The sequence below is a fragment of the Aromatoleum tolulyticum genome (assembly GCF_900156155.1).
In the GTDB taxonomy this organism is placed as follows: domain Bacteria; phylum Pseudomonadota; class Gammaproteobacteria; order Burkholderiales; family Rhodocyclaceae; genus Aromatoleum; species Aromatoleum tolulyticum.
Genome location: NZ_FTMD01000001.1, coordinates 352,793 through 377,182 on the forward strand (window position 1 = coordinate 352,793; position 24,390 = coordinate 377,182).

Annotated in this window: 24 protein-coding genes and 1 tRNA gene; 5 read left to right on the forward strand and 20 right to left on the reverse strand. The window is 58.2% G+C overall.

The features are described 5' to 3' along the window. The first annotated feature begins 2 nt into the window (after positions 1 to 2). Entirely contained in the window at positions 3 to 599 is a 597-nt protein-coding gene (gene rdgB, locus BW991_RS01605) for an RdgB/HAM1 family non-canonical purine NTP pyrophosphatase (RefSeq protein ID WP_076600345.1), read from the forward strand. Next, entirely contained in the window at positions 596 to 1,822 is a 1,227-nt protein-coding gene (gene hemW / locus BW991_RS01610) for a radical SAM family heme chaperone HemW (protein WP_076600346.1), read from the forward strand. The genes rdgB and hemW overlap by 4 nt, the downstream gene beginning before the upstream one ends. Before the next feature lie 3 nt (positions 1,823 to 1,825). Here the strand turns inward: hemW and sppA are convergent, their stop codons facing one another. The 4 genes from sppA to thiS form a co-directional block, all read right to left on the reverse strand. Then, a complete protein-coding gene (gene sppA / locus BW991_RS01615) occupies positions 1,826 to 3,637 on the reverse strand; it encodes a signal peptide peptidase SppA (protein WP_076600347.1) in 1,812 nt (603 codons plus the stop codon). Positions 3,638 to 3,756: 119 nt separating this feature from the next. Beyond that, complete coding sequence (trmB, locus tag BW991_RS01620; protein WP_076600348.1) at positions 3,757 to 4,527, reverse strand: tRNA (guanosine(46)-N7)-methyltransferase TrmB; 771 nt, start codon at positions 4,525 to 4,527, stop codon at positions 3,757 to 3,759. A gap of 113 nt (positions 4,528 to 4,640) precedes the next feature. Then, on the reverse strand, positions 4,641 to 5,426 hold the full coding sequence (locus tag BW991_RS01625) for a thiazole synthase (RefSeq protein ID WP_076600349.1): 786 nt from the start codon (positions 5,424 to 5,426) through the stop codon (positions 4,641 to 4,643). A gap of 196 nt (positions 5,427 to 5,622) precedes the next feature. Beyond that, a complete protein-coding gene (gene thiS / locus BW991_RS01630) occupies positions 5,623 to 5,826 on the reverse strand; it encodes a sulfur carrier protein ThiS (RefSeq protein WP_076600350.1) in 204 nt (67 codons plus the stop codon). 127 nt (positions 5,827 to 5,953) lie between these two features. On the opposite strand from thiS, the gene BW991_RS01635 reads away from it, so the two are divergent. Beyond that, positions 5,954 to 6,027, forward strand: a tRNA-Gly gene (locus BW991_RS01635). 223 nt (positions 6,028 to 6,250) lie between these two features. Continuing rightward, a complete protein-coding gene (locus BW991_RS01640) occupies positions 6,251 to 8,119 on the forward strand; it encodes a tyrosine-type recombinase/integrase (RefSeq protein ID WP_076600351.1) in 1,869 nt (622 codons plus the stop codon). Positions 8,120 to 8,204: 85 nt separating this feature from the next. Here BW991_RS01640 and BW991_RS01645 read toward each other — a convergent pair whose 3' ends face one another. Beyond that, entirely contained in the window at positions 8,205 to 8,846 is a 642-nt protein-coding gene (locus BW991_RS01645) for a LysR family substrate-binding domain-containing protein (protein ID WP_076600352.1), read from the reverse strand. Positions 8,847 to 8,949: 103 nt separating this feature from the next. On the opposite strand from BW991_RS01645, the gene BW991_RS01650 reads away from it, so the two are divergent. After that, positions 8,950 to 9,243, forward strand: a complete 294-nt coding sequence (locus tag BW991_RS01650) for a helix-turn-helix domain-containing protein (RefSeq protein ID WP_050417855.1) — start codon at positions 8,950 to 8,952, stop codon at positions 9,241 to 9,243. Between the two features lie 27 nt (positions 9,244 to 9,270). On the opposite strand, the gene BW991_RS01655 is transcribed toward BW991_RS01650, so the two are convergent. The 15 genes from BW991_RS01655 to BW991_RS01725 form a co-directional block, all read right to left on the reverse strand. After that, complete coding sequence (locus tag BW991_RS01655; protein WP_076600353.1) at positions 9,271 to 10,170, reverse strand: LysR family transcriptional regulator; 900 nt, start codon at positions 10,168 to 10,170, stop codon at positions 9,271 to 9,273. Between the two features lie 584 nt (positions 10,171 to 10,754). Further along, positions 10,755 to 11,579: an alpha/beta fold hydrolase gene (locus BW991_RS01660; RefSeq protein ID WP_076600354.1), complete on the reverse strand. Its 825-nt coding sequence runs from the start codon at positions 11,577 to 11,579 to the stop codon at positions 10,755 to 10,757. A gap of 99 nt (positions 11,580 to 11,678) precedes the next feature. After that, complete coding sequence (locus tag BW991_RS01665; protein ID WP_076600355.1) at positions 11,679 to 13,055, reverse strand: OmpP1/FadL family transporter; 1,377 nt, start codon at positions 13,053 to 13,055, stop codon at positions 11,679 to 11,681. 180 nt (positions 13,056 to 13,235) lie between these two features. Next, positions 13,236 to 14,093 (reverse strand): 2-hydroxy-6-oxo-6-phenylhexa-2,4-dienoate hydrolase, encoded by an 858-nt coding sequence (gene bphD / locus BW991_RS01670; RefSeq protein ID WP_076600356.1) that lies wholly within the window; start codon positions 14,091 to 14,093, stop codon positions 13,236 to 13,238. 50 nt (positions 14,094 to 14,143) lie between these two features. Next, complete coding sequence (dmpG, locus tag BW991_RS01675) at positions 14,144 to 15,178, reverse strand: 4-hydroxy-2-oxovalerate aldolase (protein ID WP_076600357.1); 1,035 nt, start codon at positions 15,176 to 15,178, stop codon at positions 14,144 to 14,146. Between the two features lie 16 nt (positions 15,179 to 15,194). Then, the gene (locus BW991_RS01680) at positions 15,195 to 16,142 is read right to left on the reverse strand and encodes an acetaldehyde dehydrogenase (acetylating) (RefSeq protein WP_076600358.1); all 948 of its coding nucleotides are present in this window, start codon (positions 16,140 to 16,142) and stop codon (positions 15,195 to 15,197) included. 194 nt (positions 16,143 to 16,336) lie between these two features. Further along, a complete protein-coding gene (gene dmpE, locus BW991_RS01685; RefSeq protein WP_076600529.1) occupies positions 16,337 to 17,119 on the reverse strand; it encodes a 2-oxopent-4-enoate hydratase in 783 nt (260 codons plus the stop codon). Positions 17,120 to 17,290: 171 nt separating this feature from the next. Next, entirely contained in the window at positions 17,291 to 18,226 is a 936-nt protein-coding gene (locus tag BW991_RS01690; protein WP_170879032.1) for a VOC family protein, read from the reverse strand. Positions 18,227 to 18,252: 26 nt separating this feature from the next. Beyond that, positions 18,253 to 19,086: a cis-2,3-dihydrobiphenyl-2,3-diol dehydrogenase gene (gene bphB, locus BW991_RS01695; protein WP_076600531.1), complete on the reverse strand. Its 834-nt coding sequence runs from the start codon at positions 19,084 to 19,086 to the stop codon at positions 18,253 to 18,255. A gap of 58 nt (positions 19,087 to 19,144) precedes the next feature. Next, complete coding sequence (locus BW991_RS01700) at positions 19,145 to 20,386, reverse strand: NAD(P)/FAD-dependent oxidoreductase (RefSeq protein WP_076600359.1); 1,242 nt, start codon at positions 20,384 to 20,386, stop codon at positions 19,145 to 19,147. After that, on the reverse strand, positions 20,383 to 20,712 hold the full coding sequence (locus BW991_RS01705) for a non-heme iron oxygenase ferredoxin subunit (protein WP_076600360.1): 330 nt from the start codon (positions 20,710 to 20,712) through the stop codon (positions 20,383 to 20,385). Before BW991_RS01705 ends, BW991_RS01700 begins: the two co-directional genes overlap by 4 nt. 41 nt (positions 20,713 to 20,753) lie before the next feature. Further along, on the reverse strand, positions 20,754 to 21,200 hold the full coding sequence (locus tag BW991_RS01710) for a BphX family protein (protein ID WP_076600361.1): 447 nt from the start codon (positions 21,198 to 21,200) through the stop codon (positions 20,754 to 20,756). Positions 21,201 to 21,271: 71 nt separating this feature from the next. After that, positions 21,272 to 21,826 (reverse strand): aromatic-ring-hydroxylating dioxygenase subunit beta, encoded by a 555-nt coding sequence (locus BW991_RS01715; RefSeq protein ID WP_076600362.1) that lies wholly within the window; start codon positions 21,824 to 21,826, stop codon positions 21,272 to 21,274. 106 nt (positions 21,827 to 21,932) lie between these two features. Continuing rightward, positions 21,933 to 23,309 (reverse strand): aromatic ring-hydroxylating dioxygenase subunit alpha, encoded by a 1,377-nt coding sequence (locus tag BW991_RS01720; RefSeq protein ID WP_076600363.1) that lies wholly within the window; start codon positions 23,307 to 23,309, stop codon positions 21,933 to 21,935. Between the two features lie 73 nt (positions 23,310 to 23,382). Then, the gene (locus tag BW991_RS01725) at positions 23,383 to 24,117 is read right to left on the reverse strand and encodes a GntR family transcriptional regulator (protein WP_084204918.1); all 735 of its coding nucleotides are present in this window, start codon (positions 24,115 to 24,117) and stop codon (positions 23,383 to 23,385) included. Positions 24,118 to 24,390 lie beyond the last annotated feature (273 nt).

Here is a 24,390-nt window from a genome sequence, read left to right on the forward strand (position 1 = left end):
CGATGAGCAAACGACTCGTACTCGCGAGCAACAACGCCAAGAAGGCCGCCGAGATGGCGGCGCTGCTGGCGCCGCTGGGCATCGAGGTGGTGCCGCAGTCGGCCTTCGACATCCCGGAGGCGGAGGAGCCGCACGACACCTTCGTCGAGAACGCGCTCGCGAAGGCGCGCCACGCCGCCAGGCTGAGCGGCCTGCCGGCGGTCGCGGACGATTCGGGCCTGTGCGTGGTGGCGCTGGGCGGCGCGCCGGGCGTGCAGTCGGCGCGTTATGCGGGCGAACCGAAGTCCGACGCGCGCAACAACGCGCTGCTGATCGAGCGCCTCACCGACGTCAGCGACCGGCGCGCCTTCTTTTACTCGGTGGTCGTGCTGGTGCGCCATGCGGACGACCCGCGCCCGCTGATCGCCGATGGCGAATGGCACGGTGCGATCCTCGACGCGCCGCGCGGCGAGGCCGGCTTCGGCTACGACCCGCTGTTCTACGTCCCGCAGCTGGGCCAGACCGCCGCGGAACTCGACGCCAAGCTCAAGAACACGCTGAGCCACCGCGGCGCGGCGATGCGCCACCTGCTGTCGAGGCTGGAAACCGACCCGCTGTGAACGAACGCCGCATCATCCCGCTCGCGGTCGCGCCGGCCGCAGGCAAGGCGTCGGGCGACCTGCCGGAACGACCGCAGCTCGCCTCCCCGCCGCCGCTCGCGCTGTACGTGCATTACCCGTGGTGCGTGAAGAAGTGCCCGTACTGCGACTTCAACTCGCACGCCCCGCGCGGCGGCGAGATCCCCGAGGCGGCCTACATCGACGCGCTGCTCACCGACCTCGAAAGCGCCCTGCCGCAGGTGTGGGGGCGGCGCGTGCATTCGATCTTCTTCGGCGGCGGCACCCCCAGCCTGATGTCGGCGCAGGGGCTGGACCGGCTGCTGACCGGGATCCGCACGCTGCTGCCGCTCGACCCGATGGCCGAGGTGACGCTGGAGGCCAACCCCGGCACCGTCGAGGCAGCCCGCTTCCGCGACTTTCGCGCGGCCGGCGTGAACCGCCTGTCGCTGGGCATCCAGAGCTTCGACGACCGCCGGCTCGTCCGCCTCGGCCGCATCCACGGCGGCGACGAGGCGCGCCGGGCGATCGACACGGCGCTCGCGCACTTCGAGCGCGTGAACCTCGACCTGATGTACGCGCTACCCGAGCAGACTCTCGCCGAAGCGCTCGCCGACCTCGACACCGCGCTGGCCTTCGGCGTCACGCACCTGTCGTGCTACCACCTGACGCTGGAGCCCAACACGCCCTTCGCGCACGAACCGCCGCCGCTGCCCGACGACGACCTGTCCGCCGACATGCAGGAGGCGATCGAAGAACGGCTCGCCGGCGCGGGCTTCCGCCATTACGAGACCTCGGCCTTCGCGAAGCCGGGCCAGGAGTGCCGCCACAACCTCAACTACTGGACCTTCGGCGACTACCTCGGCATCGGCGCCGGCGCGCACGGCAAGCTGTCGAGCCACGCGGGCATCGTGCGCGAGATGCGCCACAAGCACCCCGCGCGCTACCTCGAAGGCGCGCAGCGGCGCGAGTTCGTGCAGGAACGCCGCGAGGTCGGTGTCGCGGAGCTGCCCTTCGAGTTCATGATGAACGCGCTGCGGCTCACCGGCGGCTTCCCGCGCCGGCTGTTCGCCGAGCGCACGGGCCTGCCCTTCGCCGCGATCGAGACGGAGCTGATCGCGGCGCGGCAGCGCGGGCTGGTGCAGGTCGACGGCGACGAGATCCGCCCCAGCGAACAGGGGCGGCGCTTCCTCAACGACCTGCTGACGCTGTTCCTGCGCGATTAGCGCCTATGGCGCGTCGCACAGGCAGTGGCCATACAGGTGCTGCGGGTCGTTCCAACGCAGCAGGTCCGCAGCCTGCGCCTGCAGGTTGCCGAGGAGGCGTGCGAGCGGGGATTCGGTGGCGATGCCCGCGGGACCGGCGACCGACATCAGGCGGCGCAGCAGCAGGTTGCGCAGGCTGATCTCACCGGTCGGCCACACCGTCTCGTAGCGGTCGAGCTGAGCGCGCTTCGCGGCGGCGGTGACCGCGTCCTCGACCCCGCCGAGCTTGTCGACGAGTCCCAGGCGCAGCGCGGCCTCGCCGGTCCACACGCGGCCGCGCGCAACGTTGTCGACCTCGGCGACGTCCTTCCTGCGCGCGCCCGCGACGATCTCGAGGAAGCGCCGGTAGCTGTGCTCGACGCCCAGCTGCATCGCCTTCGCCAGCGCGGGGTCGAGGGGGCGGCGCGGATCCAGCGTACCGGCGAGCGGACCGGTGGCGACGCGGTCGGTGGTGACGCCGAGGCGGGCCAGCGGTTCGGTGAACTCGGGGAACATCGCGAACACGCCGATCGAACCGGTGAGCGTCTCCTGCCGTGCCCAGATCTCGTCCGCACCCGCCGCGACCCAGTAGCCGCCGGACGCGGCGACCGAACTCATCGACGCGACGACCGGCTTGCCCGCGCGGCGCGTGAGCTCCAGCTCGCGGCGGATCACCTCGGACGCCCAGGCGCTGCCGCCGGGGCTGTCGATGCGCAGGACCACCGCCTTGACGCGTTCGTCCTCGCGCGCCGCGCGGATCTGCGCCGCAAGGCTGTCGCCGCCGACCGAATCGTCGTCCGCCGCACCATCGACGATCGCGCCCTGCGCGACCAGCACCGCGACGCGCGCGTTCTCGTGCGGGCGCGCGGCGCGCACCGCGGCGAGGTAGTCGTCCGCATCGATGCGCCGGAAGTCCTTGCCGTCGGCATCCTCGCCGAAACGCGTCTTCAGTAGTTCGTGCCATTCGTCGCGCTGGCTCAGCATATCGACCAGACCGGTGTCGCGCGCGACGCGGGCGGCGTCGCCGCCGGCCGCCTGCAGCAGCCCGGCGTAGTCCCCGACATAACGGTCGAGCGCCTCCGGCGCGAGCTTGCGGCTGCCGGCGACACGTTCGCGCAGGCCTTTCCACAGCTCATCGAGCAGTTCGCGCGAGGATTCGCGGTCCTCGTCGGACATGTCGGTGCGCGTGAAGGGTTCGCTGAAGGACTTGTACTCGCCGACGCGGAACACATGCACCTTCACGCCCAGCGCGTCGAGCGCGCCCTTGAAGTAGCTGACGTTGCGCGCAAGGCCGGGCAGCAGCACGAAGCCGTCGGGCGCGAGATGAACCTCGTCGGCGATGCTGGCGAGGAAGTACTGGCCCTGCAGGAAGCGCTCGCCGCGCGCATACACCGGCTTGCCGCCGCTCTTGAAGTCGAGCACCGCCTCGCGCAGCTCGGCGAGCTTGGACAACCCGCCCGGAGCGAGGAGATCGGTCTCGATGACCAGCGCCTTGATGCGCTTGTCCTCGCGTGCGGCGCGCACCGCCTCGAGCAGGTCGGGTAGCGAGGTCTGGGCTACGGAGGCGCCGCCCGAGCGGATGATGCCCAGCGGATCACCGACGCGCACGCGCTCGACCAGGGTGCCCGCAGGCCGCAGCACCAGCGCCGCCCCGTCGGGCACGGACGGCCCCGGATACAGCGCGAAGGCCAGGACCAGCGCGAGCGCCAGCAAGAAGACGAGCGTGACGACGACGCGCCGCAGCATATCGAGCGCACGCCAGATCCATGCGAACATCCTGCCCAGAACGCCAAACATGTGCCTTACCTCGGTTCAGATCACGCGCGGGAGCGGCGTCGGCCGCCGAAACGCCGACTTTACCGCGTATCCGCCTGTCGTGGCCGGTTCCGCGCTCCTGTCCCCATGCCTGCGCAGCTTCAGCCGCGCTTGCGGAACACCAGATCCCATACACCGTGGCCCAGCCTGAGGCCGCGGTTCTCGAACTTCGTCAGCGGCCGGTAGTCCGGGCGCGGAGCGAAGCCGTCCGCGGTGTTCTCCAGCGCCGGCTCGGCGGAGAGGATCTCCATCATCCACTGCGCGTACTCCTCCCAGTCCGTTGCGCAGTGCAGGTACCCGCCCGGGGCGAGGCGCGAGGCGATCAGCGCGACGAAGTCGGCCTGGATGATGCGCCGCTTGTGGTGACGCTTCTTGTGCCAGGGATCGGGGAAGAACACGTGCACGCCGGCGAGCGCAGCTTCCGGGATCATGTCGCGCAGCACCTCGACGGCGTCGTGCTGCATGATGCGCAGGTTGGCGAGGCCGTTGTCGGCGATCAGCTTGCACAGGCTGCCGACGCCGGGACCATGCACCTCGATGCCGAGGAAATCCTTGTCGGGCAGCGCCGCGGCGATCTTCGCGGTGGTCTCGCCCATGCCGAAACCGATCTCGACGATTTTCGGCGCAGGGCGGCCGAACGCGGCGTCGAGGTCGAGCGACGCGACGCGGTAGGGAATCGAGACCCTGGGGAAGGTCTCCTCCATGTGGCGCTGCTGGGCGACGGACATGCGCCCCTGGCGCAGCACGAAGCTGCGGATCGAGCGGCTGGAGAAGCGCGCCTCGGGATCGCCGGACGGCGTGCAGGAAACCTCGGCCGGGGTTGCAGAGGCGGACGGATCGGAATCCGGCAGGTCGGGAGTCGTTGCGGTCATCGTGTATGGGCGGGAGGCGACGGGCACGGAAGCAGTCGCGCCCCGCAGGCGGAACGGAAATGGAGGAATCCGGAGGTCGCAGCGGCCCGCGACGCGCGCCGCTGCGATGCGGCTTACGAGCCGATCAGGCCGCTCGTCGGCGAGCTCGGGTCGGCGGAATAGAACTTGCGCGGCATGCGGCCGGCGAGGAAGGCTTCGCGGCCGCACTCGACCGCCTTCTTCATCGCGCTGGCCATCAGCACGGGGTTCTGCGCGTGCGCGATCGCGGTGTTCATGAGCACGCCGTCGCAGCCCAGCTCCATCGCGATCGCGGCGTCGGACGCGGTGCCGACACCGGCGTCGACGAGCACCGGCACCTTGGCCTGGTCGATGATCAGGCGCAGGTTCCACGGATTCAGGATGCCCATGCCGGAACCGATCAGCGACGCGAGCGGCATCACCGCGGCGCAGCCCATGTCTTCGAGCATCTTCGCCTGGATGGGGTCGTCGGCGCAGTACACCATCACGTCGAAGCCGTCCTTCACGAGGACCTCGGCGGCCTTGAGCGTCTCGGGCATGTTCGGGAACAGCGTCTTCGGGTCGCCCAGCACTTCGAGCTTCACGAGCGCGTGGCCGTCGAGGAGTTCGCGCGCGAGGCGCAGCGTGCGCACCGCGTCGTCCGCCGTGTAGCAGCCGGCGGTGTTCGGCAGGATCGTGAAGCGCTCGGGCGGCAGCACGTCGAGCAGGTTGGGTTCGCCGGGGTTCTGGCCGATGTTGGTGCGGCGGATCGCGACGGTGACGATCTCGGCGCCACTCGCGTCGATCGCTGCGCGCGTCTCGTCGAAATCCTTGTACTTGCCGGTACCGACGAGGAGGCGGGAGCCGTAGGACTTGCCGGCGATAACCAGGGAGTCGTTCATGTTCGACCTGCGGGATTGCGGGGTTGAAAGAGAATTGGCGTCAACGCCGGGAAACAGCACCAAGAGGTCTTGAAGAAAGCGTAGCGAGCGGCCCTAGTTCGGCCCGAGAAGCGCAGCCGTACAATGGTACGGCGACGCATTTGCCAAACTCGACAGAGGCGAAATCGGGTCGCGCAGTAGCTTTATTCATGATCTCTCAGCCGCCGCCCACTGCGACGACTATCTCGAGCCGGTCGCCGTCCGCGAGCAGGGTTTCGGCGTGCCGGCCCTTCGGGACGATCTCGCCGTTGCGCTCGACCGCCAGCCGCTTGCCGGCGAGCTGGCGCGCCTCGAGCAGGGCATGCACGGTCAGCGCCTGTTCGAGGCGTTCCGTCTGGCCGTTGATGATGAGCTGGATCATGGGGAAACTGTCTGAAGCGTCGAGTGAAAATCTTACCACGCCCTGCGGCACCGCCCCGACCGCGCATTGCGTCGCACTGCGCCAGTCATTAGAATGGCGCCCTGCCCGACACAAACCGGGCCGCCGAGCGGGCGTCGTATAATGGTAATACCCTAGCTTCCCAAGCTAGAGCCGTGGGTTCGATTCCCATCGCCCGCTCCAATTAGGCTTCCATGGAAATCCACTGAGTTCCATAAGCGGTTGTCAGAAAAGAATTTTTCGCTAGACAACATTCCAATGAGATCCACCGAAATCCACCCACTGCTGGACTAAATTAGTCCATCCGGCAGTCCATCAAAGCGGTTGTGTTCGAGTCCGGATTGTTCCTTGGGCCGAGCGGGTGCCGGGATGAGCATCTGACTCCTGACTCTGTTCAGGAGCAAGCATGGCACTCACCGACATGTTCGTCCGGCAGGCAAAGGCCACCGGAAAGGACTACACGATCCCCGATTTCGACGGCCTCTCGTTGGCGGTCTCGGACAAGGGCACCAAGTCCTGGCACTTCCGCTACACCTGGCTGGGCCAACAGAAGCGGATGTCCCTGGGGACGTACCCGGAGATCAGCCTGCGCGAAGCGCGCGAGCGCCGCGACAACGCGCGGGCGCAGGTGGCCAAAGGCATCAACCCACAGCGGCAGCGAGAAAAGGATCGGCACATCGCCACCCAGGCCGAGCAGAACACCTTTGAGGCGGTGTACGACAAGTGGCTCGCCTTCCGGGCGCAGGGGCGCCTCAAGAAAGGCCGGCAGACCACGCTGTCGATGATCCCGCGCATCTTCAAGAACGACATCCTGCCGAGCCTGCGCAAGCGTTCGATCTACGAGATCACCCGCGCCGACCTACTTGAAATCGTCGGCCGCATCGAGAAGCGCGGCGCGCCATCCATCGCCGAGAAGGTGCGCACCTGGTTCAACCAACTCTTCCGGTATGCCCTCGTGATCGTGCCGGGCCTGGAACAGAACCCGGCCTCCGACCTGGATGTGGTCGCCATGCCCCAGCCGCCGGTACGCCACAACCCCTTCCTGCGCATGCCCGAATTGCCCGAGTTCTTGCAGTTGCTGCGCAAGTACCCCGGCAAGCTGAAAACGCAGCTTGGCCTCCGCCTGCTGTTGCTGACCGGCGTGCGGACCGGGGAACTGCGGCTGGCGACGCCAGAACAGTTCCACCTCGACGATGGCCTGTGGATCATCCCGCCGGAGGTGGTGAAACAGCTGGAATTGAAGATGCAGAAGGAGAACGTCCGGCCGGAGGACATCCCACCCTACATCGTGCCGCTGTCCGTGCAGGCGATCGAGATCGTTCGGCACATGCTCGACCAGTTCAAGCCAGCCCAGACGTACCTGTTCCCGGGGGACAAGAGCCTCAAGCAGCGCATCAGCGAGAACACCCTCAACAAAGCACTGCATCGCTTGGGATACAAGGGCCGGCTGACCGGCCACGGCATCCGCGGAACCATCTCGACCGCACTCAACGAACTGGGGTATCCCGAGAAATGGGTGGATGCACAGCTTTCCCACGTCGATCCCAACCAGGTTCGCGCAACCTACAACCACGCCAAGTATGTGGAGCAGCGCCGACGCATGATGCAGGACTGGGCGGACCGGCTGGACCTGTTCGAGCAGGGGCAGGTCGAAGCGGCCAGTACGCTGCTGTCCATTAAACTGGATGGCTTTCCCGTGGTCGCCACCGAAGCGGAGGCGCAACCGTTGTCGGCGGCCAGGGCTGCTCCCACGCTGGTGGTGTCGCAACCGCTCCAGGGGGCCATGGCGCTGGCCACGGCTCCGGTGCAGCGCCTTTCCGCAGTGCGCGTGCCCAAGATCGAGCCGGCCATCTCCAACGTCCAGCGCGAGCGGATGATCCTGCTCGACATTCTGGAGGCTCCGCACAACCTGTCGGTCGCCGACTATGCCAAGCTCGCAGGCAAGTCCCGTCGCTGGATCACTTACGAAATCCAGGCCGGCAACCTCCTGTCGATCAGCCTGGGCAACCGGGGACAGCGCGTGCCGGATTGGCAGCTCGATCCGCTCAAGCGCCGCCTGATCCAGACCATCCTCAAGCAGATGCCCCCGGGAATCGACACGTGGCACATCTACCATGCACTCACACGGCCGAGCGATCTCTTCCAAGGGCAGTCCCCCATCGAGGCAGTGACGCTGGAGAATCTTCACCTCGTCGTTCATCTGGTATGCAGCGCTGTCAGCGAAAGGGTGGTGCAACGCGATAGTCGGACTCCACAACTGTCCCGGTACGCCTAGCGATACGCGCGATGGCGAACTTGCACAGCAAGATGCCGCGTGCCGCTTTCGTCTGGAAACACGCGAACGTACGATGGACGCCTGATCACGCCGACCTGGTCTCCGTGATCTTCGCCGCCCGTTCGGCAAACCTCTCGACAGCCGGCACACACCCTCGCGACGGCAGCAGCAACTGGGTTCGGATGAGATAGGGACCGTCGGCCAGGGGGCGCATGGCAACACCCCAGCCACGTGCCTGCGCGATGCGCGATCGGGGCGCAATGCCGACACCGTAGCCTGCCGCCACCAGCAGAGCCATGAGTTCGAAGGAATTGACCTCCCGGGCAGAACGGTCTTCAGGCCCAATGACAGCATCAACCTGCTGGCTCAGCGCTTCACATGCCCGTGGGCACCACCGAACCAGTGGATAGTGCAGCAGCGCATCCAATGACACCTCGACGTGGGCAAGCAGCGGCGAGCGTAACGGAACCGCCAAAGCCAGTTCGTCACCCCAAAGTGGCTGAGTGTCCAACGCCAGGTGCGTTGACGTCGCCCTCACCGCCATGCCCATGTCGCAATCGCCGTTTTCCAGGCCACGGACCAGATCGCCGGCAGTGACCTCCTGCAGCAGGACGAGGGTTTCCGGCTCCTCGGCACGTTGCAGGGCAAGTAGGGTCGCCAGCTGTGGCGACAGCGCGTCAGCCGAAACGGCGAGTTTGAGTATCGACGATTGGCTGGGGGCACTCATGGATGCCATTTCGTGATGGAGGCCAGACCGTGGCAGCAAGCATCATAGCAAAGAGTTAAATTTAACGTGGTTAAAAGTATCGCGATATTCGACGCTTTTGCCGATGCAAAAGCGTACTGTCCAGCGAGGCCGCCCTGTCGGATCGACCACCTACGAACCTGAGCCTGCGCTGGCCTTCGGCCTGGCGGTTCGTGCGGCACGGATGGAACAGGGAATGGCTCAGGAGGAGCTGGCGTCGTTGGCGGAAATCGAGCGCTCCCACATGGGAAAGATAGAACGGGGTGAGCACATGCCCACGCTGGCGCTGATCCTCAGAATCGCCGGGGCTCTGAACAGAAGTGCCGCTGATCTGATCGCTGTGACGGAGGATAACCTGCGCTCGGGGCCAAAGACGTAACCGGTGAACGGCACCGGGCTTTGCCTGTTACTCGTCGATTTGAGCGTGTAGACGCGCCATAAAGCGGTCCAGAGGTATGGCGCAAGGGGTGTCCGCGCCACTGTCCGGTCGTAACAGGTACGTGGTGTGGGTGACATTTTGGGCCGCGAGAGGACGAGTCACCACGTCGGGGCGATGACAAACTCTGATTCGTGCAGCGTTCGCGAACCCAACGCCATAACCGGCTGCGACCAGCGTCAGCATCATGTCCATCGAGGCGACGTGCTCGACGGCGCCGGGTTTGCCCGTCGCGGTGTGCAGCAATCGATCCAGCTCGCAATTGCTCCGCCCGAACAACCGGGGATCAGCCATTACGAGCGGATAACGCACCAACTCCTCCAAGGGCACCTGCTTGTGAACGAGCAGCGGATGCCGTGCCGATACGGCCACGACCAGCGGATCAATCCAGATCGGTTCGGCAACGATTCCATCCCCGACGTCGGTGGTATGTGCAAACCCCACATTGAAGCTGCCCGAACGCAGTCCGCGCACCTGCTCGGCCAGCGTCGCTTCTGTCAAACGTATCTCGACTTCCGGATCTTCCTCGCGACAGCGTGCGAGAAAGCCAGATAGCCGCGGATCGATGCAGCCGCAGGGGACGGCGATGCGAAGAATCCCCTGATAGCCTGACGAAACCGCTTTTACGTTTTCACGGGCAAGTTCCAGCGTCGAGAACAACCGAAGCACATCCTGGAGATAAACTGCACCGGCCTGTGTCAGCCGTGTGCCGCGGCGGTCACGATCGAATAGCAGTGCGCCAAGTTCGTCTTCGAGCTCCTTGATGGTACGGGACAGGGGGGACTGCTCGATATGCAGCCTTTCAGCAGCACGGGTGAAGTGCAGTTCCTCCGCCAGGACAGCGAAGCAGCGAAGGTGGCGCAACTCCATGGTTTGTCCTCCATCGTGATGTTACCGTACGGTTCCACTTGCAGCCTCGGGATACTTGCAGTTCTAGTCAAATCACGAGGACTGTCGGTTGGACCGCCTATCCAGAAGCGATGAATTACTCGTCAGGCGCTACTGAAATACTAGACGGGAACCCAATGGGATTTGCTCGCAGCCTCGCGTCCAAGCCGTTCCGAACCAGGTATGTTTGACCCGTTCAATAACAGCCAAGGCGTGCGTCAGATCGATATGGCTGTACGGGCCGGTACGTGGTGGATAGGCGCGGTCGGTAGCGATACCACAGTAGATCTGCACAGCCTTCCGAGTCAGACGGGACGCGGGGCGGAAGAGCGCAAAGGAAGGCGACTTTCCTTCGCAACTAAAACAGCCCTTTCATTGGACGCGACCACGACCATGCAGGCGATACACGATGAGGCTATGTGAGTCTTGTATAAGAAGGACTTGGTTCCACAACCAGCGGTAACGCCTTCATGAGACCATCAACTCGATTTCTCCTTCCAATCAATTCGGACGCATTACCCAATTATCTGGAAGAAGAAATTTCGCCGGATGCGCAGAACGCTCAATCAATGCGGCTTGCTAAGAAAGTCTACAACCAATCTACAAAAGTCATTGGCGGCTTCAATTTGCACCCAGTGCCCACAGCGAGCAAAAGAATGCAACTGGACGTTCTCCAATAGTTGAAAAAGACGAAGACTGCTTGACAGTGGTACCACCTGGTCATCACGGCCGTGAATCAAAAGCACCTCATTCGCGAGGTTGCGAATTTGCTCATCCGAGCTCGCCAGTGCGTCAACCCAGCGCTGCCGAGGAGCGGGGAACATACTGCCGAATGACTCTTGAAAGCCTGGCCGAATGCTTGCCTCATAACGCAGTTTTGCAAGTTCATCATTCACAAGCGAACGATCGAAGGCAAATATATCCAGCAGGTTGCGCATTTTTTCAATTGACGGCGTATAACCCCAAACTGCATCCAGCCCAGGGGTAAGTTCAAAATGTGTTCCTGCTGCGCCCATCAAGACCAAACGGCCAACGCGTTCGGGGTGCTTAACGGCGGTTGCGATTGCAAGGGCACCACCGAAAGAATTCCCAATAAAATCTGCACGCTCGATTTTTAATGCGTCAAGCATACCTATGATGTGCCCAACCCAATTATCCTTTGAGTAGATGTAATTCTTCGGGCGCTCTGTAAAACCGAACCCCGCCATATCCGGTGCTATGACGCGAAATAATTGCCCCAGTGTTGGCAACACCAAGCGCCAATTTGCATAAGCGCTGACACCTGGACCCGATCCGTGAATAAGAAAAACAGGATCTCCTGTTCCGAGCTCGTGATAATTGGTCTTAATTCCAGCAGCGACGATTTCTTTTCCAATTTCTACGTTGGTCATTTCAATTTCCTAGTTAATTCACCATAAAATATTAAAACAGGTAGAATCTTGTAATTTTAAGATTTGCACAACCATGACAATTTCAACTTAATATCAAACCTAAAAACGATAAGTGAAGGCAAAAGTGGCACTATCTTGGGCGTGATTTATTTCGATAGGAGCAGACGTGTTTGGCAATGAAGAGTTTTGCATCGTCTTTTTAAATGAATGAGTCCAAGCAAAATCAAAACTACTCATAGGTGTAAGTTGGTAACCAAAGCCAAGAGTCCCGAATCTATTTGGAATGGCAGGGATTACAGCCAATACCGTGTCCGATCTCAAAGCCTGTGTAGTAACACGAGCACCTCCGCGCAATGTCCATTTTCCGGAAGTGTAGGCGACACCCAACGACAATGCAGTCTGGTCCTTATAGTTTTGAGGCAGATCAATATCGATATTTTGACCAGCGTTTGAAACAAAGGAGACATGAATATCTTTTACTGCATGTTTCCAGAATACCCTGGAGATATCCGCCACGACCATCCACTGATCGTCAAAACGATGGCTTATTCCGAAATTCAATTGTGCCGGCGATTGGAAGTCTTTAATACGAATCTTTCCATCTAGCTTGACTTGGCCTACCAAGCCGTCAATTGCGGTAAGGGTAGCACTCCCAGTCATGTCATCAAGATGTGTTTCAAGAACGTACGAAGCACCTAGGATCGTATCCTTGCTGACCTTGTACGTCAGGCCGATTTTCCCTCCCCAGCCCCAGGCGTCGGCGCCACTCGCAATTGGCTCATTCTTGGTGAAGCTCAAATGCGCACCACGCATATCTGGCAACCCTCCAAGCACAGGGATCAAACTTCCCTGCGCACGCCCGGCGCCAATTAGGGAACCCACTTGATCGGCCCCGAGGAGCATATCTAAATTCAGTCCCTGCCACACTGCATCCACGCTTGCGCCAACGGCAAGACTATCAGTCATCTGAAAGCTTGCGGCCATGGGTATATTTAGTGTCAATAAGCGACTTGAATTTTCCAAACCCGTATCCAATCCACCTGTTGCACGTGAAAGAAAGCTATCCTTTCCGTACTCTGTGCCTACTCCGCCACGTGCAAAGGCTCCAATACCGAATGCAAATCGTTCGGCACGATAAGCATATGCCATTTGCGGAGCCGCATAGGGTCCTCGGTTGCTGGAATGCTCTTTGGATTTTGCGGATTCGCCCGTCGCGGTGTTCTTGATTGATAGATCTGTAAAAATGACGTCCATTCCAAGGTGCATTTCCTCCCCAGGCTTGCCAAGGGATAAGGTAGCGGGATTTGTCATCATGCCGGCCGCACCGACGTCAAAGGCTGTAGCGGCCCCACCCAATGCCCCAGAAACTGGACCATGACCGACAAAGCGATAAACATCGCTTGTTGTCGCCAAGGCAGTATAGGATACCCCTGCTAGAGCAACGCCCATTACACTAGATTTAAGATTGAATTGCATACAGCCTCCTCCATTTTTATATGTTAATTAAAGAAATCAACCCCGTTTTTTCTAAGCGGTGGCTTACTTCCTGTTCTGTTTAATTGCTTCTGATTATTGATCTCGAAAATCCGAAATTCTTACTTCTCGTTCGTAACCGGTGGTTACGTAGTAAAGTGGTCAATCGGGCCCCCTTTGGTGTCAATGTTGTAAGAAATCGATCAACAAGCGATTAAACTCTTCAGCATGTTCCCATTGCGCCCAGTGACCGCACCGAGGCAAGACATGCAAGCGCGCATCATGGATGTGCCAAGCCAACTTCAATCCATGGTCAAGAGGTACGAAGCGGTCGTCGCGCCCCCAGATGACAAGCGTTCCTGCCTTGATCTCTCCTAATCTCGATGTAACGTCCCAAGCACTCAATGGCACGCGTTGCGTACTGACAAGAAAATTTCGAAGGTGTACTTGATTATGCTGAATCGCCCGCCAGCGGCCCTCAATCAGTTCATCGGTGATCTGGGTCTGATCAAAAACAAATACCGATAGCATTTGCTTCAAATTTTCAAGCGTAGGCTCGGCATACAGCTTGAAAAGCAATTTGATGCCTTCCATGGGCATCGCGGAAAAAAGACTCGAGCCAAGCCCCCCCGGCCCCATCAGAATGAGCTTACCGATGCGCTCCGGATATTCGATGGCAAAATTCAGTGCGGTGGCCCCCCCCATCGAGTTGCCCACCAGGTGCGCTTTTTCGATGTTTAGGGCATCCATCAAACCCTTGACGGCGCGTGCGTTCACCAGACCTCGCTGTTCGTCCATTACGACGGGGTCAGACTTATTAAATCCTGGTGAGTCCTTCAAAATCACGCGATAACCTGCTTGAACCAGCGGGCCCAGATTGCGGCTATAGTTACTCCATCCACCTGCCCCGGGCCCACCACCGTGCAACATGATGACGGCCTCGCCGTCGCCAGCTTCGTTGAAATGAACCTGGAAGTCTTCAAATCCCTTCTCGTTGATCTTGGCAAACCTGCTGGTTGTAGATTCCGTATATTGATTCATTTGCATCTCTCCCCCTGTTAAATATATAAAAGGCTCAGCGCCAAGTGGCATTATGCGGAGGCAATAGAGCGATCCTTGGCCATGGTGATGGCGGTATCCTCGATCATGTCCTCCTGCCCGCCGACCATACCGCGGCGGCCCAGCTCGACCAGAATGTCGCGGGCCGGCACGCCGTACTTGGCGGATGCCCGCTTGGCAAAGAGCAGGAAGGAGCCATAGACCCCGGCATAACCCAGGGTCAGCGCATCACGGTCGATGCGGATCGGGAAGTCCATCATTGGCACCACGAGGTCTTCGGCAACGTCGGTGATCTTGGCGACATCGACACCGGTTTCGATGCCCATCAGGCTGCACACGGCGATCAGGACTTCCATCGGCGTATTACCGGCACCGGCACCGAGGCCGGCCGCAGCAGCATCGATGCGGTTGGCGCCGACTTCAATGGCGGCGATGGAGTTGGCGACGCCCATGGCCAGGTTGTGGTGGCCGTGGAAGCCGAGTTCGGTTTCCGGCTTGAGGGCAGCGCGCACAGCACCGAGACGTTCCTTGACGCCTTCCGGCAGCAGGTGACCGGCCGAGTCGGTGACGTAGATGCAGTTGGCGCCGTAGCCTTCCATCAATTTGGCCTGCTTGACCAGGCCTTCGGCGCTGTTCATGTGGCTCATCATGAGGAAACCGACGGTGTCCATGCCGAGCTTGCGGGCCATGGTGATGTGCTGCTCTGAGACGTCAGCCTCGGTGCAGTGGGTGGCGACACGGATGGTGTTGACGCCGAGGTCGCGCGCCATCTTCAAGTGGTCGACGGTGCCGATGCCGGGGAGCAGCAGGGCGGAGACCTTGGCGTTCTTCATCTTGGGGATGACGGTGCCGAGGTATTCTTCATCGGTATGGGCCGGGAATCCGTAGTTGACCGATGACCCACCGAGGCCATCGCCGTGGGTGACTTCGATCAGCGGAATGCCAGCGGCATCAAGGCCGGTGGCGATGGACACCATCTGGTCGAGGCTCATCAGGTGGCGCTTGGGATGCATCCCGTCGCGTAGGGTCATGTCGTGGACGGTAACGGTCTTGCCTTTGGCGGTCATGATTATTTTCTCCGTATCAGTTGGAACCGCAACCGGCCAGTTTGGGGGAACCGGTAGCAACCTTGGGTTCGAGGGTGAGGCGACCAGCAATAATTTCTTCGGCGAACATTTCGGCGGTACGGGCACCGGCAGCAGTCATGATGTCGAGGTTACCGGCGTAGGTCGGGAGGAAATCCCCGAGTCCGGTGACTTCCATGTAGACGGACACACGGTTGCCGTCGAATACTGGGCCGTTGACCAGGCGATAGCCCGGCACGTATTTCTGGACTTCCTTGATCATGGCGTGGATGGATTCAGTTATTTTTTCCTGATCGGGCGCGGTTTCGGTCAGGCAATGCACGGTGTCGCGCATGACAAGCGGTGGTTCGGCCGGGTTGATGATGATGATGGCCTTGCCTTTTTTGGCGCCGCCGACCTTTTCGACGGCACCGGCGGTCGTGCGGGTGAATTCGTCGATATTCTTGCGGGTGCCGGGGCCGGCGCTCTTCGAAGAGACAGTGGCGACGATTTCGCCGTAAGCGACCGGCTGGACACGGGAGACGGCAGCGACCATCGGGATGGTGGCTTGTCCGCCGCAGGTGACCATATTGACGTTCATTTCGCGCTTGCCGACGTGCTCGACGAGGTTGACCGGCGGCACGCAGTAGGGGCCGATGGCCGCCGGCGTCAGGTCGATCATCAGGACGCCGAGCTCATTGAGCTTACGACTATTCTCGGCATGGACGTAGGCGCTGGTCGCATCGAAGGCGATCTGGATGCTATCGGCGAGGACATGCGGCAGGAAGCCATCGACGCCGGTGGCACAGGTCTTGAGGCCCATGTCGGCGGCGCGCTTGAGGCCTTCGGATTCGGGGTCGATGCCGATCATCCACACCGGTTCGAGGAAGGGGCTGCGCTTAAGTTTGTACAGAAGATCGGTGCCGATGTTGCCCGGGCCGATCAGGGCGCACTTAATCTTGTTCATTAAAACTCCAATTCATAAAGCATAGATTTGACATGCACATATACACAATTCTTTTGGCGGTGGCGTTATTTGCATGGCACGTCCCCCTGCAAACTTAGCCTATTGGAAATCAGTATTGCTGAGGAATACCGCAACACACGGAGTGGCATAGTGACTTAGTGGCGTCCAATAACCCCACGTCAATGGCTATCCAGTCAGACAAAGGAGACGGAACAACTACCGATACCTCCAATTGCCACACGATAATGGTCGCCTGCATGAATACTAAACATACTCGCAAGCGCCCCAGAAAGAATAATTTCTCCTGCCTTAAGTGGAATTCCCAGGCCACCAAGTGTATTCCCCAACCAAACTACAGCATTGATAGGAGACCCCAACGCCGCCGCCCCTGCTCCTGTCGCCACAATCTCACCATTTTTTTCCAAGACCATGCCACAAGTTGTTAGATCAAGCTTCCTCGGATCGGCCATGGTGTTTCCGAGCACGAATAGGCCGCAGGAAGCGTTGTCTGCTACCGTATCCTGTATCTGGATTTTCCAGTCCCGAATACGCGAATCGACAATTTCAAAGCAAGGCATAACAAAATCGGTAGCCGCAAGGACGTCGGCTGCGCTGATTCCTGGCCCCATCAAGTCGCGCTTTAACACAAAGGCAATTTCGCCTTCAATTTTGGGCTGAATAAGCGATTCAATTGGAATGCGCGCTCCGTCACAGATAGACATTCCATCGAGCAAATACCCAAAATCAGGCTGATAGACCTTGAGCAGATCCATTACAGGCCGACTTGTGATTCCAATTTTCTTTCCAACAATTCTCTCTCCTGCTTTTTGGCGGCAGGAAATCATCCGTAACTGAATTCTGTAAGCGTCATCAACTGAGATACCGGGATAACGGTTGCTCAAAGGCTCGAGCATTCTTTTTGCACATAATGCGTCGTAAAGCTCGTCTCCCAGCTTGGTGACAATATCTTCATCCATCATGCCATTCAATCTCCTATTCGGAACTTTAGTAAATCACCCGTCTGCCGTCATAGACCGATAGCTTTTGTTTAGAAAATCATTCAGCTATCACTTTGTCCTAAAGGCGTTTTCCTATTCCCCCCAAACATCTGAAAATCCACCGTTTGGGAAGAATAGTTTGATCACACGCTATTTTTGTTTCCGGAGCGACTTGTGCCCCCACATGGCTGTGCGACTGTGGCGGGTCATTGTCCAGTTGCAATCGTCAACAGCACGAGCGCCCCAACCAAATTCCATTTCGAATCCTGATGGCGTCCGGGCATAAAATGAAACCATATGGTCGTTTACATGCCGGCCAATAGTGGTGGTCAGGTAGCTATTGGGCTTTTCTTCAGCAACTCCAAGATTGGAATCGGTAGTTTGGTAATCAAAACCGTCCAAACGATCACATGCATGCCCAACGTCATCCAGCGTGGCGGCTTGGAGCATGAAATGGTGGATGCGCTTAGGCATGGGGGCTTCAGCGATTGCCATGGTATGGTGACGTCCATTGCAATGCAGAAAGTGGCCACGTACCGTCATATCCGGACCTAAAGGAATATCGATTACGTCCGACAATTTAAAGCCAAGCACGTCAACGTAAAATGACAAACCCTTGACAACATCTGGAACGGCATAAAAATAGTGCCCCAACCCTTGGTCTCCCGTTTGAAAGCCTGTTACGCCGGTTGGCGAAACAAAGGGTTTTTCGTAGGAATCCCCCGCGCCATAGAAGATTTCTATTTGCATGCCGAACGGGTCTTTGAAGGCAATCAGATCAAGCACATCGCGCTTTTTCGCGAGATCGCCAACATCGCTTATGATTTTTACTCCAGCTTCCTGAAGTCGGACACGCATTTTTTCTAGAGCACTAGGATTAGCAACTTCAAATCCTGCAAATGCCAGATCATCCAAGTCGCCTTGTTCTACGCCAATACGCCAGCTTCTCGAATCCATTCGAAAACGGGCCTGTTCATCTGTTGAGCATGGCGTTTCCATCAAACCGGCCAGCTTGGTGAGATACCGCCGCCATTCCGGAACATCGTTTACGGAAAACCCCATATAACCCAATGCCTTGATCTCCATCCTATTTCTCCTTGGTTAGTTATGAATCACTTCTGTAGTTTCAGTTTCTCTTCAAGATCTTTGCCACCAACTGCAGAGAAGAGGCCGCGAACGCCCATCCCACCGTCGTAGTTGAGAACAGCGCCGGTGGCTGGAGCTGCATCTCCGTGGTTGGCAAAAAATACATACGCTCCGGTGTACTCCCTCACATCGGGCATTCGACCAATTGGGAGGACGGATTCAAGTAATTCGCCAAGCGGAATACTCGAAATGGAACGATCCCCCATGCCCAACGATTGCGGGCCGCGTAAATCCGTTGCCATGCCTCCAGGCGCTACACCATTGACGCGGACATAGGGGGCCAGTTCAAAAGCAAGCTCTTTTACAACACCAATCAGTGCATGCTTCGATGCGGTATATAGCGGGCCGCCGCCATTGGGATAAAAGCCAGCATTTGAAATCGTGAATATCACCCCCCCCCGACTCGAAACGAGATAAGGAAGAGCAGCCTTCACCGCGAGGAGACCGGATTTGACATTGATTTGAAAGATTTCGTCGAAAGACTCATCGATCCTTTCGTCTGGGATATCCACCAACGGGGTGTTGTAATCCCAGATTCCAACATTGGGAATCAGAGTATTGATCTTTCCAAAGGAATCCACGCACCGCTGGACTGCGGTTTTATTGTCAGCCAGCAAGCGGGCATCACCCGCGACTCCGATCACCCGCCCTGGATGCATCGACTCTAGTTCTTGGATGCCTTTCTCGGATCTGTCGAGCACCCCTACCTTTGCACCTTCTGTAACGAAGCGTTCGACGAGCGCACGACCAAGCCCAGATGCACCGCCTGTAATAAAGACAACCTGATCTTTCAGATTCATTTTGCTATCCCCAAATTGAAGCGCGACATACATTCCATATTTTGTCCGTAGTCATCATCTAGGCGGTTACGGTTCGCGCCGCATTCCCCTTGAGTAGTTCGCGGATGCTGATATCCGTATCAGCGAGGTGGTCAGGCACTATCTCTATTTCGGACATCACTAAACGGCTTACGCCACCGAAGTCCTTGGTCGAATTAATCGCCACCGCAGCCAGCGCCTTGCCGTCCAAAACCCGGAACAGCACGGTTTGCTGATTGGGTTCGAACTCGCCGCGCTGCACATATTCACCGGGTCCCTGCATATCCCCAATCATCTGGATGCGGTGCCCTGCGATCTCGGTCCACGATGTAGCGACTTGGGGCACCGGATTGTATTCGCCTAGCATCGCGGCTACCGCCGCTTCCGCCTGTTGCTGCGAGTTGATATAGGTCTCTAGCGCGCGGCGGCCCCCGTGCCTTAGGGGCCACACAGCTACGTCGCCAGCGGCGTAAATATCGGGCGATGATGTTTGTCCGCACGCATCGACAACTACGCCTTGATTGCAGGCGACGCCAGCTGCATTCAACAGGGTATCTTCCGGATCGCCGCCAATGCTGACCAATACGAGTTCGGCTTCCACCTCTCTGCCATCAGCAAACACCAGCGAACGCACACTGCGCTCACCGCTAAGATGCGAAATATGCGCATTCAATTCGATGCGAACGCCCATTGCCTCGAGTTGCTCGCGGCACCACGCGCCAATTTGCCGGCCTAGAACGCGCGTCAGTAACTCATCGGCGCATTCCAGGATCGTGACTTCAAGTCCCGCTTTGCGCGCGGAGGTCGCCACTTCGCAGCCGATCAGACCGCCACCGATAATTACGAGCGATTTCGCCGCCGTGAAGGCCTGGCGTAACGCGGCGCAATCCGCGAAGTTGCGAAGGCTGAACACGCCTTCCAGATTGCCGCCAGGAATAGACAGCTTGCGCGGTCGCATTCCGGTGGCGAACAAAAGCCGGTCGAAGTCCAGGCTCAAACCTGAGTGCAGGGTTACAAGGCGCTCCTTGGCGTTGATCGCAAATACGGGGTCGCCCAGATGCAGTTCAATCCCTTCGCTCTCAAACCACGCGGCCTCCATCAGCAGAGGCGGTATCTCCTGCGCCCCCCCTAGAACCCCTTTTGACAATGATGGGCGATCATAGGGCAGCTGGGATTCATTGCCGATCAGATGAATCCGCCCGGCATATCCCCTTGCACGAAGGGCGCGCGCAGCCGTTGTCCCGGCGAGTCCCGCGCCAACAATGACGATACTCTTGATCATTGGGCAATATCTCCGGCGCTAAAATCAATGTAAACAGCATTTCCTTCTACATGTATCGGAAAGACTTTCAGCGGTTCAGTCGGTGGATATGCCTTGACTTTTCCTGTCCGAACGCAGAATTTCCCGCAGTGCAGCGAACACTCAACGACATCCCCGTCCAAGTACCCTCCTTCGGACAGAGACCAATCGCCGTGAGTGCAACGATCTTGTGTTGCAAATAGTTCTCCGTCTACATTGAAGATCGCCACATCGAATTCTTCGCCAGAAACTTTGAGCGCTTCGCCGACAGGGATATCACTAACCTCACAAACTTTCTCAAAACCCATAATTCCTTACCTCGTAGATTGGACTTAACTTTTCAATCCGCTCAATTTCTTTCTGCATCAACAGCACGGGGTTGACTCAAGCGGTCGCCTACCTGGCGCCAGAGGCTGATTCCCCATATGATCCACACCAAATGAATAGCAAGTGTAGTAAGCCCAAACCACAGGGTCTCGCTACTTAAGACCATGCTATAGACATCCCACATTGCGTCGAAAATCTCGATGAACACAACGACAGGAATAATGCCTGCATAGCGAATGGGTTCGCGCAGGGCCCAAAGAGCGAGCACCCCCACAGCGCCAAGCTGCATCCCGACCACGAGCCACGCATCCTGAAGTAGCATCATGAGTTCCCCTTGAAAGCCATTTCCGACAGAGGGGTACATCAGCATCAGGACGGCAGCACTACGGGCAGGAAGCAGTCCCAAAAAATTTAGTAAATAAAAAATGCCGATTGCAGCCAGGAACCAGCGGATTGCTTTATCGTTCATTGCTTCCTCCTGAACGACAGGATTCACACCCCCGGTGCGAACCCTGTCGTCGGTTCTCCGATACCCCAGCCTTAGAAGAACATGCTCAGATTGTTGGCCGTGATCGTGCCTTGATCGAGCAATACTGTGCGCTTGTCGATCTTGAAACCCAGACCATCATTTGCCCGTAGGAGAATATCGCGACGCTCCCCGACGTAAATGTCAGTCATTCGTTCAAGACGATTGCGATAGCACAAGAAGGCGGAACTCACTTCGAGCTTCTCAGCTGACACTTCGCGCACAATCACATTAGTGATCATGTGACGGGATCGGGAAGGGGGGTCTTCGGTCCAGTTAAGGCCTGACAACCTGCCACGGATACGGGCAGTCAATCGACTGTGGTCTTCGTCGAAGTGGGCGTTACATCCCGGACCGTAGTACTCCAGGTTCGAATTTTTTGTGGTCTGAGTGGTCCGAATTGGAACCCAATAATGGATGTCCTCAGTGAGCAGGGTTAACCATTCTTGATATTTACGATGATCAAGAAGTTGCGCTTCCCGATAGTAAAACTGTTCGACTGCGTTTTGGAGCTCAAGACTCACAGGCTTTTCGAGATAATTAAACGGTTGTGTCAATTCTATGGACATGGAACGTCTCCATCATTTCGTTTGGATCGAAGTATCAGCAAGACTGGCCTGACAAGTTGATCTGTTTGGTTAGTGCGGAACGAATAGCAATGTGGCCGGTAGTAAATTACGGCTTGAGGGTTTCCCAACTCGGCTCGGACATCATGCGGCTCCAATGGTGATAAAAGCCGCGCGCAGCCTCCTCGCCGTAGACGTAGCTAGTCTTCCCTGGGAAATCTGGATTGTTTGCATTTGGTTTACCGACACCCATTGATGCACAGAAGGGTTGGCTGCGGGCCACATGCCCCCGCAAAACACGCTGCACTTCAACCCAATTTTCACCATCGTCCTGCTCGAAAGTTCCACCCTGGTTGAAGGTCAAGATATTCATTCGGCGATATTCATCCTTGATTTCCTCGGGGGCATCAGCATCGACTACGATGAACGACCAGACTTCGAGTTCGTTCGGTCCACGTGGATGCCAAGTACGAACAGTATTGATGCCCGGCAGGAATGAACAGGTCGGGAAGATGGTCATGTGCTGAGCAACCATGCGGTTCGCAGGCAGTTTGTTACCGAGCCGCGCCTGTGCACGTTCAGCGGCCGGACCCTTTGTCCAATAGTCCACAACTTTAGGCCCCATAATTGCGTACAGCAGGGAGAAGTCGTCATTGAACCACCCCGTTCCATGACCACCCCACGCTGCACGGAATTGGTTCCCAGTGACAGGCAGCTTTACGTCGGATAGGTCTTGATCGGGACGTAGGCTGGAAACGACACCGGCCACATGCGACATAGTGCACGCGTGATACATGTCGCTACAAAACTGCTCGGCTGCGAATTTCCAATTGCATGGAATAACGGTCCGCTGCATCCCGGTAATCACTTCAGTCCCAGCCTCGGTACGGTCCAGCATCACATCCATATATGGCGTGGCGTCACTGAGATAGTCCATCAAGGCCGGCGCCTTTGCATCCCAATTGGCGAATACCAAACCCTTGTAGGTATCTACCCGCGCCTGCAGCGGACCCCAGTCGGCTTTTTCGAAACCACAGTCCCCTTCTTTCTTGTCACAGAAGGCTTCCTTTTCAAACGGAACATTGACAAGATTGCCTGCAATGTCGTACGCCCAGCCGTGATAGGTGCAAGTAAAGGACTTTGCATTACCATAAGTTGAGCGCTCAATGACCATCCCACGGTGACGGCACTGATTCAGAAATACCTTGATGGAGCGATCCTTTTGCCGAACCACGATCACCGGGTCTTCACCCATATACGTCGTTATATAGTCACCCGGATTTGGAATATGTCCTTCGTGGCACACAAGCAGCCACGAACGAGCAAAAATTCGTTCCAGTTCCAGCTCATACAGATCCTGATCACTATAGATACGGGGATCAAGCAGTCCTTGCTCTTGATCGACGAGGCCACGAATCTCCTCGGGAGTCCACTTTCGAGAAAGCCTAATCGTGGCTTGTGAAACTTCGTTAATTGACGAACTCATATTTGTCTCCTCAATTGCCCTTGGTGAAGAGCTGTTAAACGCACCTATAAATTAAACTTGCGGCGTAGGTGCTTCACCGCAGCAATGCAAACTGCCGAACTACACTGACTGACGACTCAATGTGCTGACGCAGCAGAAGGGAACATTGTTCTGCGTCACGCGCAAGCGCGCTTTGAAAAATGAGCTCGTGCTCCGCGTGGACATTTCTCTCGGGCAAAGTGTGGGTCGACGTAAGGCGCCGGTAACGCTCGAGGTGAATATTCAGAACAGCCAAGAATCTGTAGGTCCAATCGGACGAACAGGCGCTAATAAGTGAACGGTGGAAATTGCGATTCGCTATCTCCCATCGGTCAAACTCGTCGTCCGGATTACGCATTACGTGCTCATCGGACCGAGTGAGTTCGCTATATGCGGCAACCAAATTGCTCTCCCATTCAGAGCCACCGCACTTCACACTTTCGCGAACAGATTCACACTCAAGCGCTATGCGGGTTCGAGTGAGGCCCTCCAAGTCTTGCAACGACATTGGCGCCACGAAAAAGCCTCGCTGTGTCTTGGCATGCACCAAGCCGTCAGAAACCAGGAGGCTCAGGGCTTCACGCACTGTCCCGCCACTTACATCGAAACGCCGCTGAAGGTCATCAATCAGCAGTCTCGATCCTGCCGACAAGACTCCTTGCACAATTTCGCATCGAAGCCTATGCATAACTGACTCAATCAGACTGCGCGGCTTTCCTTTAGGCGACGCAACATCGGCCGCAAAAAGGTCAATGCCAATTGCCTCTTTACCCAACGCTGGCTGATTCATCGCTCTTCTCACCTATATCTTTTCTGAAAATTGAACTTCGAAATCGCCTAGAGACAGCACATCGCACTTGTGGCGGCGCTGCTGCTCGACTGGCGACGGACTTGTCACGAATGTCGATTAACGATAATCGATTTTTTGGATGTTTGCACGCTGCAGTGCAGCATTGCAAGAGCGCCACTAAGTGCTCTGGTACGAACGACTGGCCCAAGCGACGATCTTGCGGGAAGACGAACCCTGCTCAGGGGCGTACATTTGGAAGCACGCTCTGCTCAA

What these genes read in the sequence shown, in the direction of transcription:
- rdgB (WP_076600345.1), top strand. Translation starts at nt 3, where the DNA reads ATGAGCAAACGACTCGTACTCGCGAGCAACAACGCCAAGAAGGCCGCC.
- sppA (WP_076600347.1), bottom strand. Translation starts at nt 3,637, where the DNA reads ATGTTTGGCGTTCTGGGCAGGATGTTCGCATGGATCTGGCGTGCGCTC.
- trmB (WP_076600348.1), bottom strand. Translation starts at nt 4,527, where the DNA reads ATGACCGCAACGACTCCCGACCTGCCGGATTCCGATCCGTCCGCCTCT.
- BW991_RS01625 (WP_076600349.1), bottom strand. Translation starts at nt 5,426, where the DNA reads ATGAACGACTCCCTGGTTATCGCCGGCAAGTCCTACGGCTCCCGCCTC.
- thiS (WP_076600350.1), bottom strand. Translation starts at nt 5,826, where the DNA reads ATGATCCAGCTCATCATCAACGGCCAGACGGAACGCCTCGAACAGGCG.
- BW991_RS01640 (WP_076600351.1), top strand. Translation starts at nt 6,251, where the DNA reads ATGGCACTCACCGACATGTTCGTCCGGCAGGCAAAGGCCACCGGAAAG.
- BW991_RS01645 (WP_076600352.1), bottom strand. Translation starts at nt 8,846, where the DNA reads ATGAGTGCCCCCAGCCAATCGTCGATACTCAAACTCGCCGTTTCGGCT.
- BW991_RS01650 (WP_050417855.1), top strand. Translation starts at nt 8,950, where the DNA reads ATGCAAAAGCGTACTGTCCAGCGAGGCCGCCCTGTCGGATCGACCACC.
- BW991_RS01655 (WP_076600353.1), bottom strand. Translation starts at nt 10,170, where the DNA reads ATGGAGTTGCGCCACCTTCGCTGCTTCGCTGTCCTGGCGGAGGAACTG.
- BW991_RS01660 (WP_076600354.1), bottom strand. Translation starts at nt 11,579, where the DNA reads ATGACCAACGTAGAAATTGGAAAAGAAATCGTCGCTGCTGGAATTAAG.
- BW991_RS01665 (WP_076600355.1), bottom strand. Translation starts at nt 13,055, where the DNA reads ATGCAATTCAATCTTAAATCTAGTGTAATGGGCGTTGCTCTAGCAGGG.
- bphD (WP_076600356.1), bottom strand. Translation starts at nt 14,093, where the DNA reads ATGAATCAATATACGGAATCTACAACCAGCAGGTTTGCCAAGATCAAC.
- dmpG (WP_076600357.1), bottom strand. Translation starts at nt 15,178, where the DNA reads ATGACCGCCAAAGGCAAGACCGTTACCGTCCACGACATGACCCTACGC.
- BW991_RS01680 (WP_076600358.1), bottom strand. Translation starts at nt 16,142, where the DNA reads ATGAACAAGATTAAGTGCGCCCTGATCGGCCCGGGCAACATCGGCACC.
- dmpE (WP_076600529.1), bottom strand. Translation starts at nt 17,119, where the DNA reads ATGGATGAAGATATTGTCACCAAGCTGGGAGACGAGCTTTACGACGCA.
- BW991_RS01690 (WP_170879032.1), bottom strand. Translation starts at nt 18,226, where the DNA reads ATGGAGATCAAGGCATTGGGTTATATGGGGTTTTCCGTAAACGATGTT.
- bphB (WP_076600531.1), bottom strand. Translation starts at nt 19,086, where the DNA reads ATGAATCTGAAAGATCAGGTTGTCTTTATTACAGGCGGTGCATCTGGG.
- BW991_RS01700 (WP_076600359.1), bottom strand. Translation starts at nt 20,386, where the DNA reads ATGATCAAGAGTATCGTCATTGTTGGCGCGGGACTCGCCGGGACAACG.
- BW991_RS01705 (WP_076600360.1), bottom strand. Translation starts at nt 20,712, where the DNA reads ATGGGTTTTGAGAAAGTTTGTGAGGTTAGTGATATCCCTGTCGGCGAA.
- BW991_RS01710 (WP_076600361.1), bottom strand. Translation starts at nt 21,200, where the DNA reads ATGAACGATAAAGCAATCCGCTGGTTCCTGGCTGCAATCGGCATTTTT.
- BW991_RS01715 (WP_076600362.1), bottom strand. Translation starts at nt 21,826, where the DNA reads ATGTCCATAGAATTGACACAACCGTTTAATTATCTCGAAAAGCCTGTG.
- BW991_RS01720 (WP_076600363.1), bottom strand. Translation starts at nt 23,309, where the DNA reads ATGAGTTCGTCAATTAACGAAGTTTCACAAGCCACGATTAGGCTTTCT.
- BW991_RS01725 (WP_084204918.1), bottom strand. Translation starts at nt 24,117, where the DNA reads ATGAATCAGCCAGCGTTGGGTAAAGAGGCAATTGGCATTGACCTTTTT.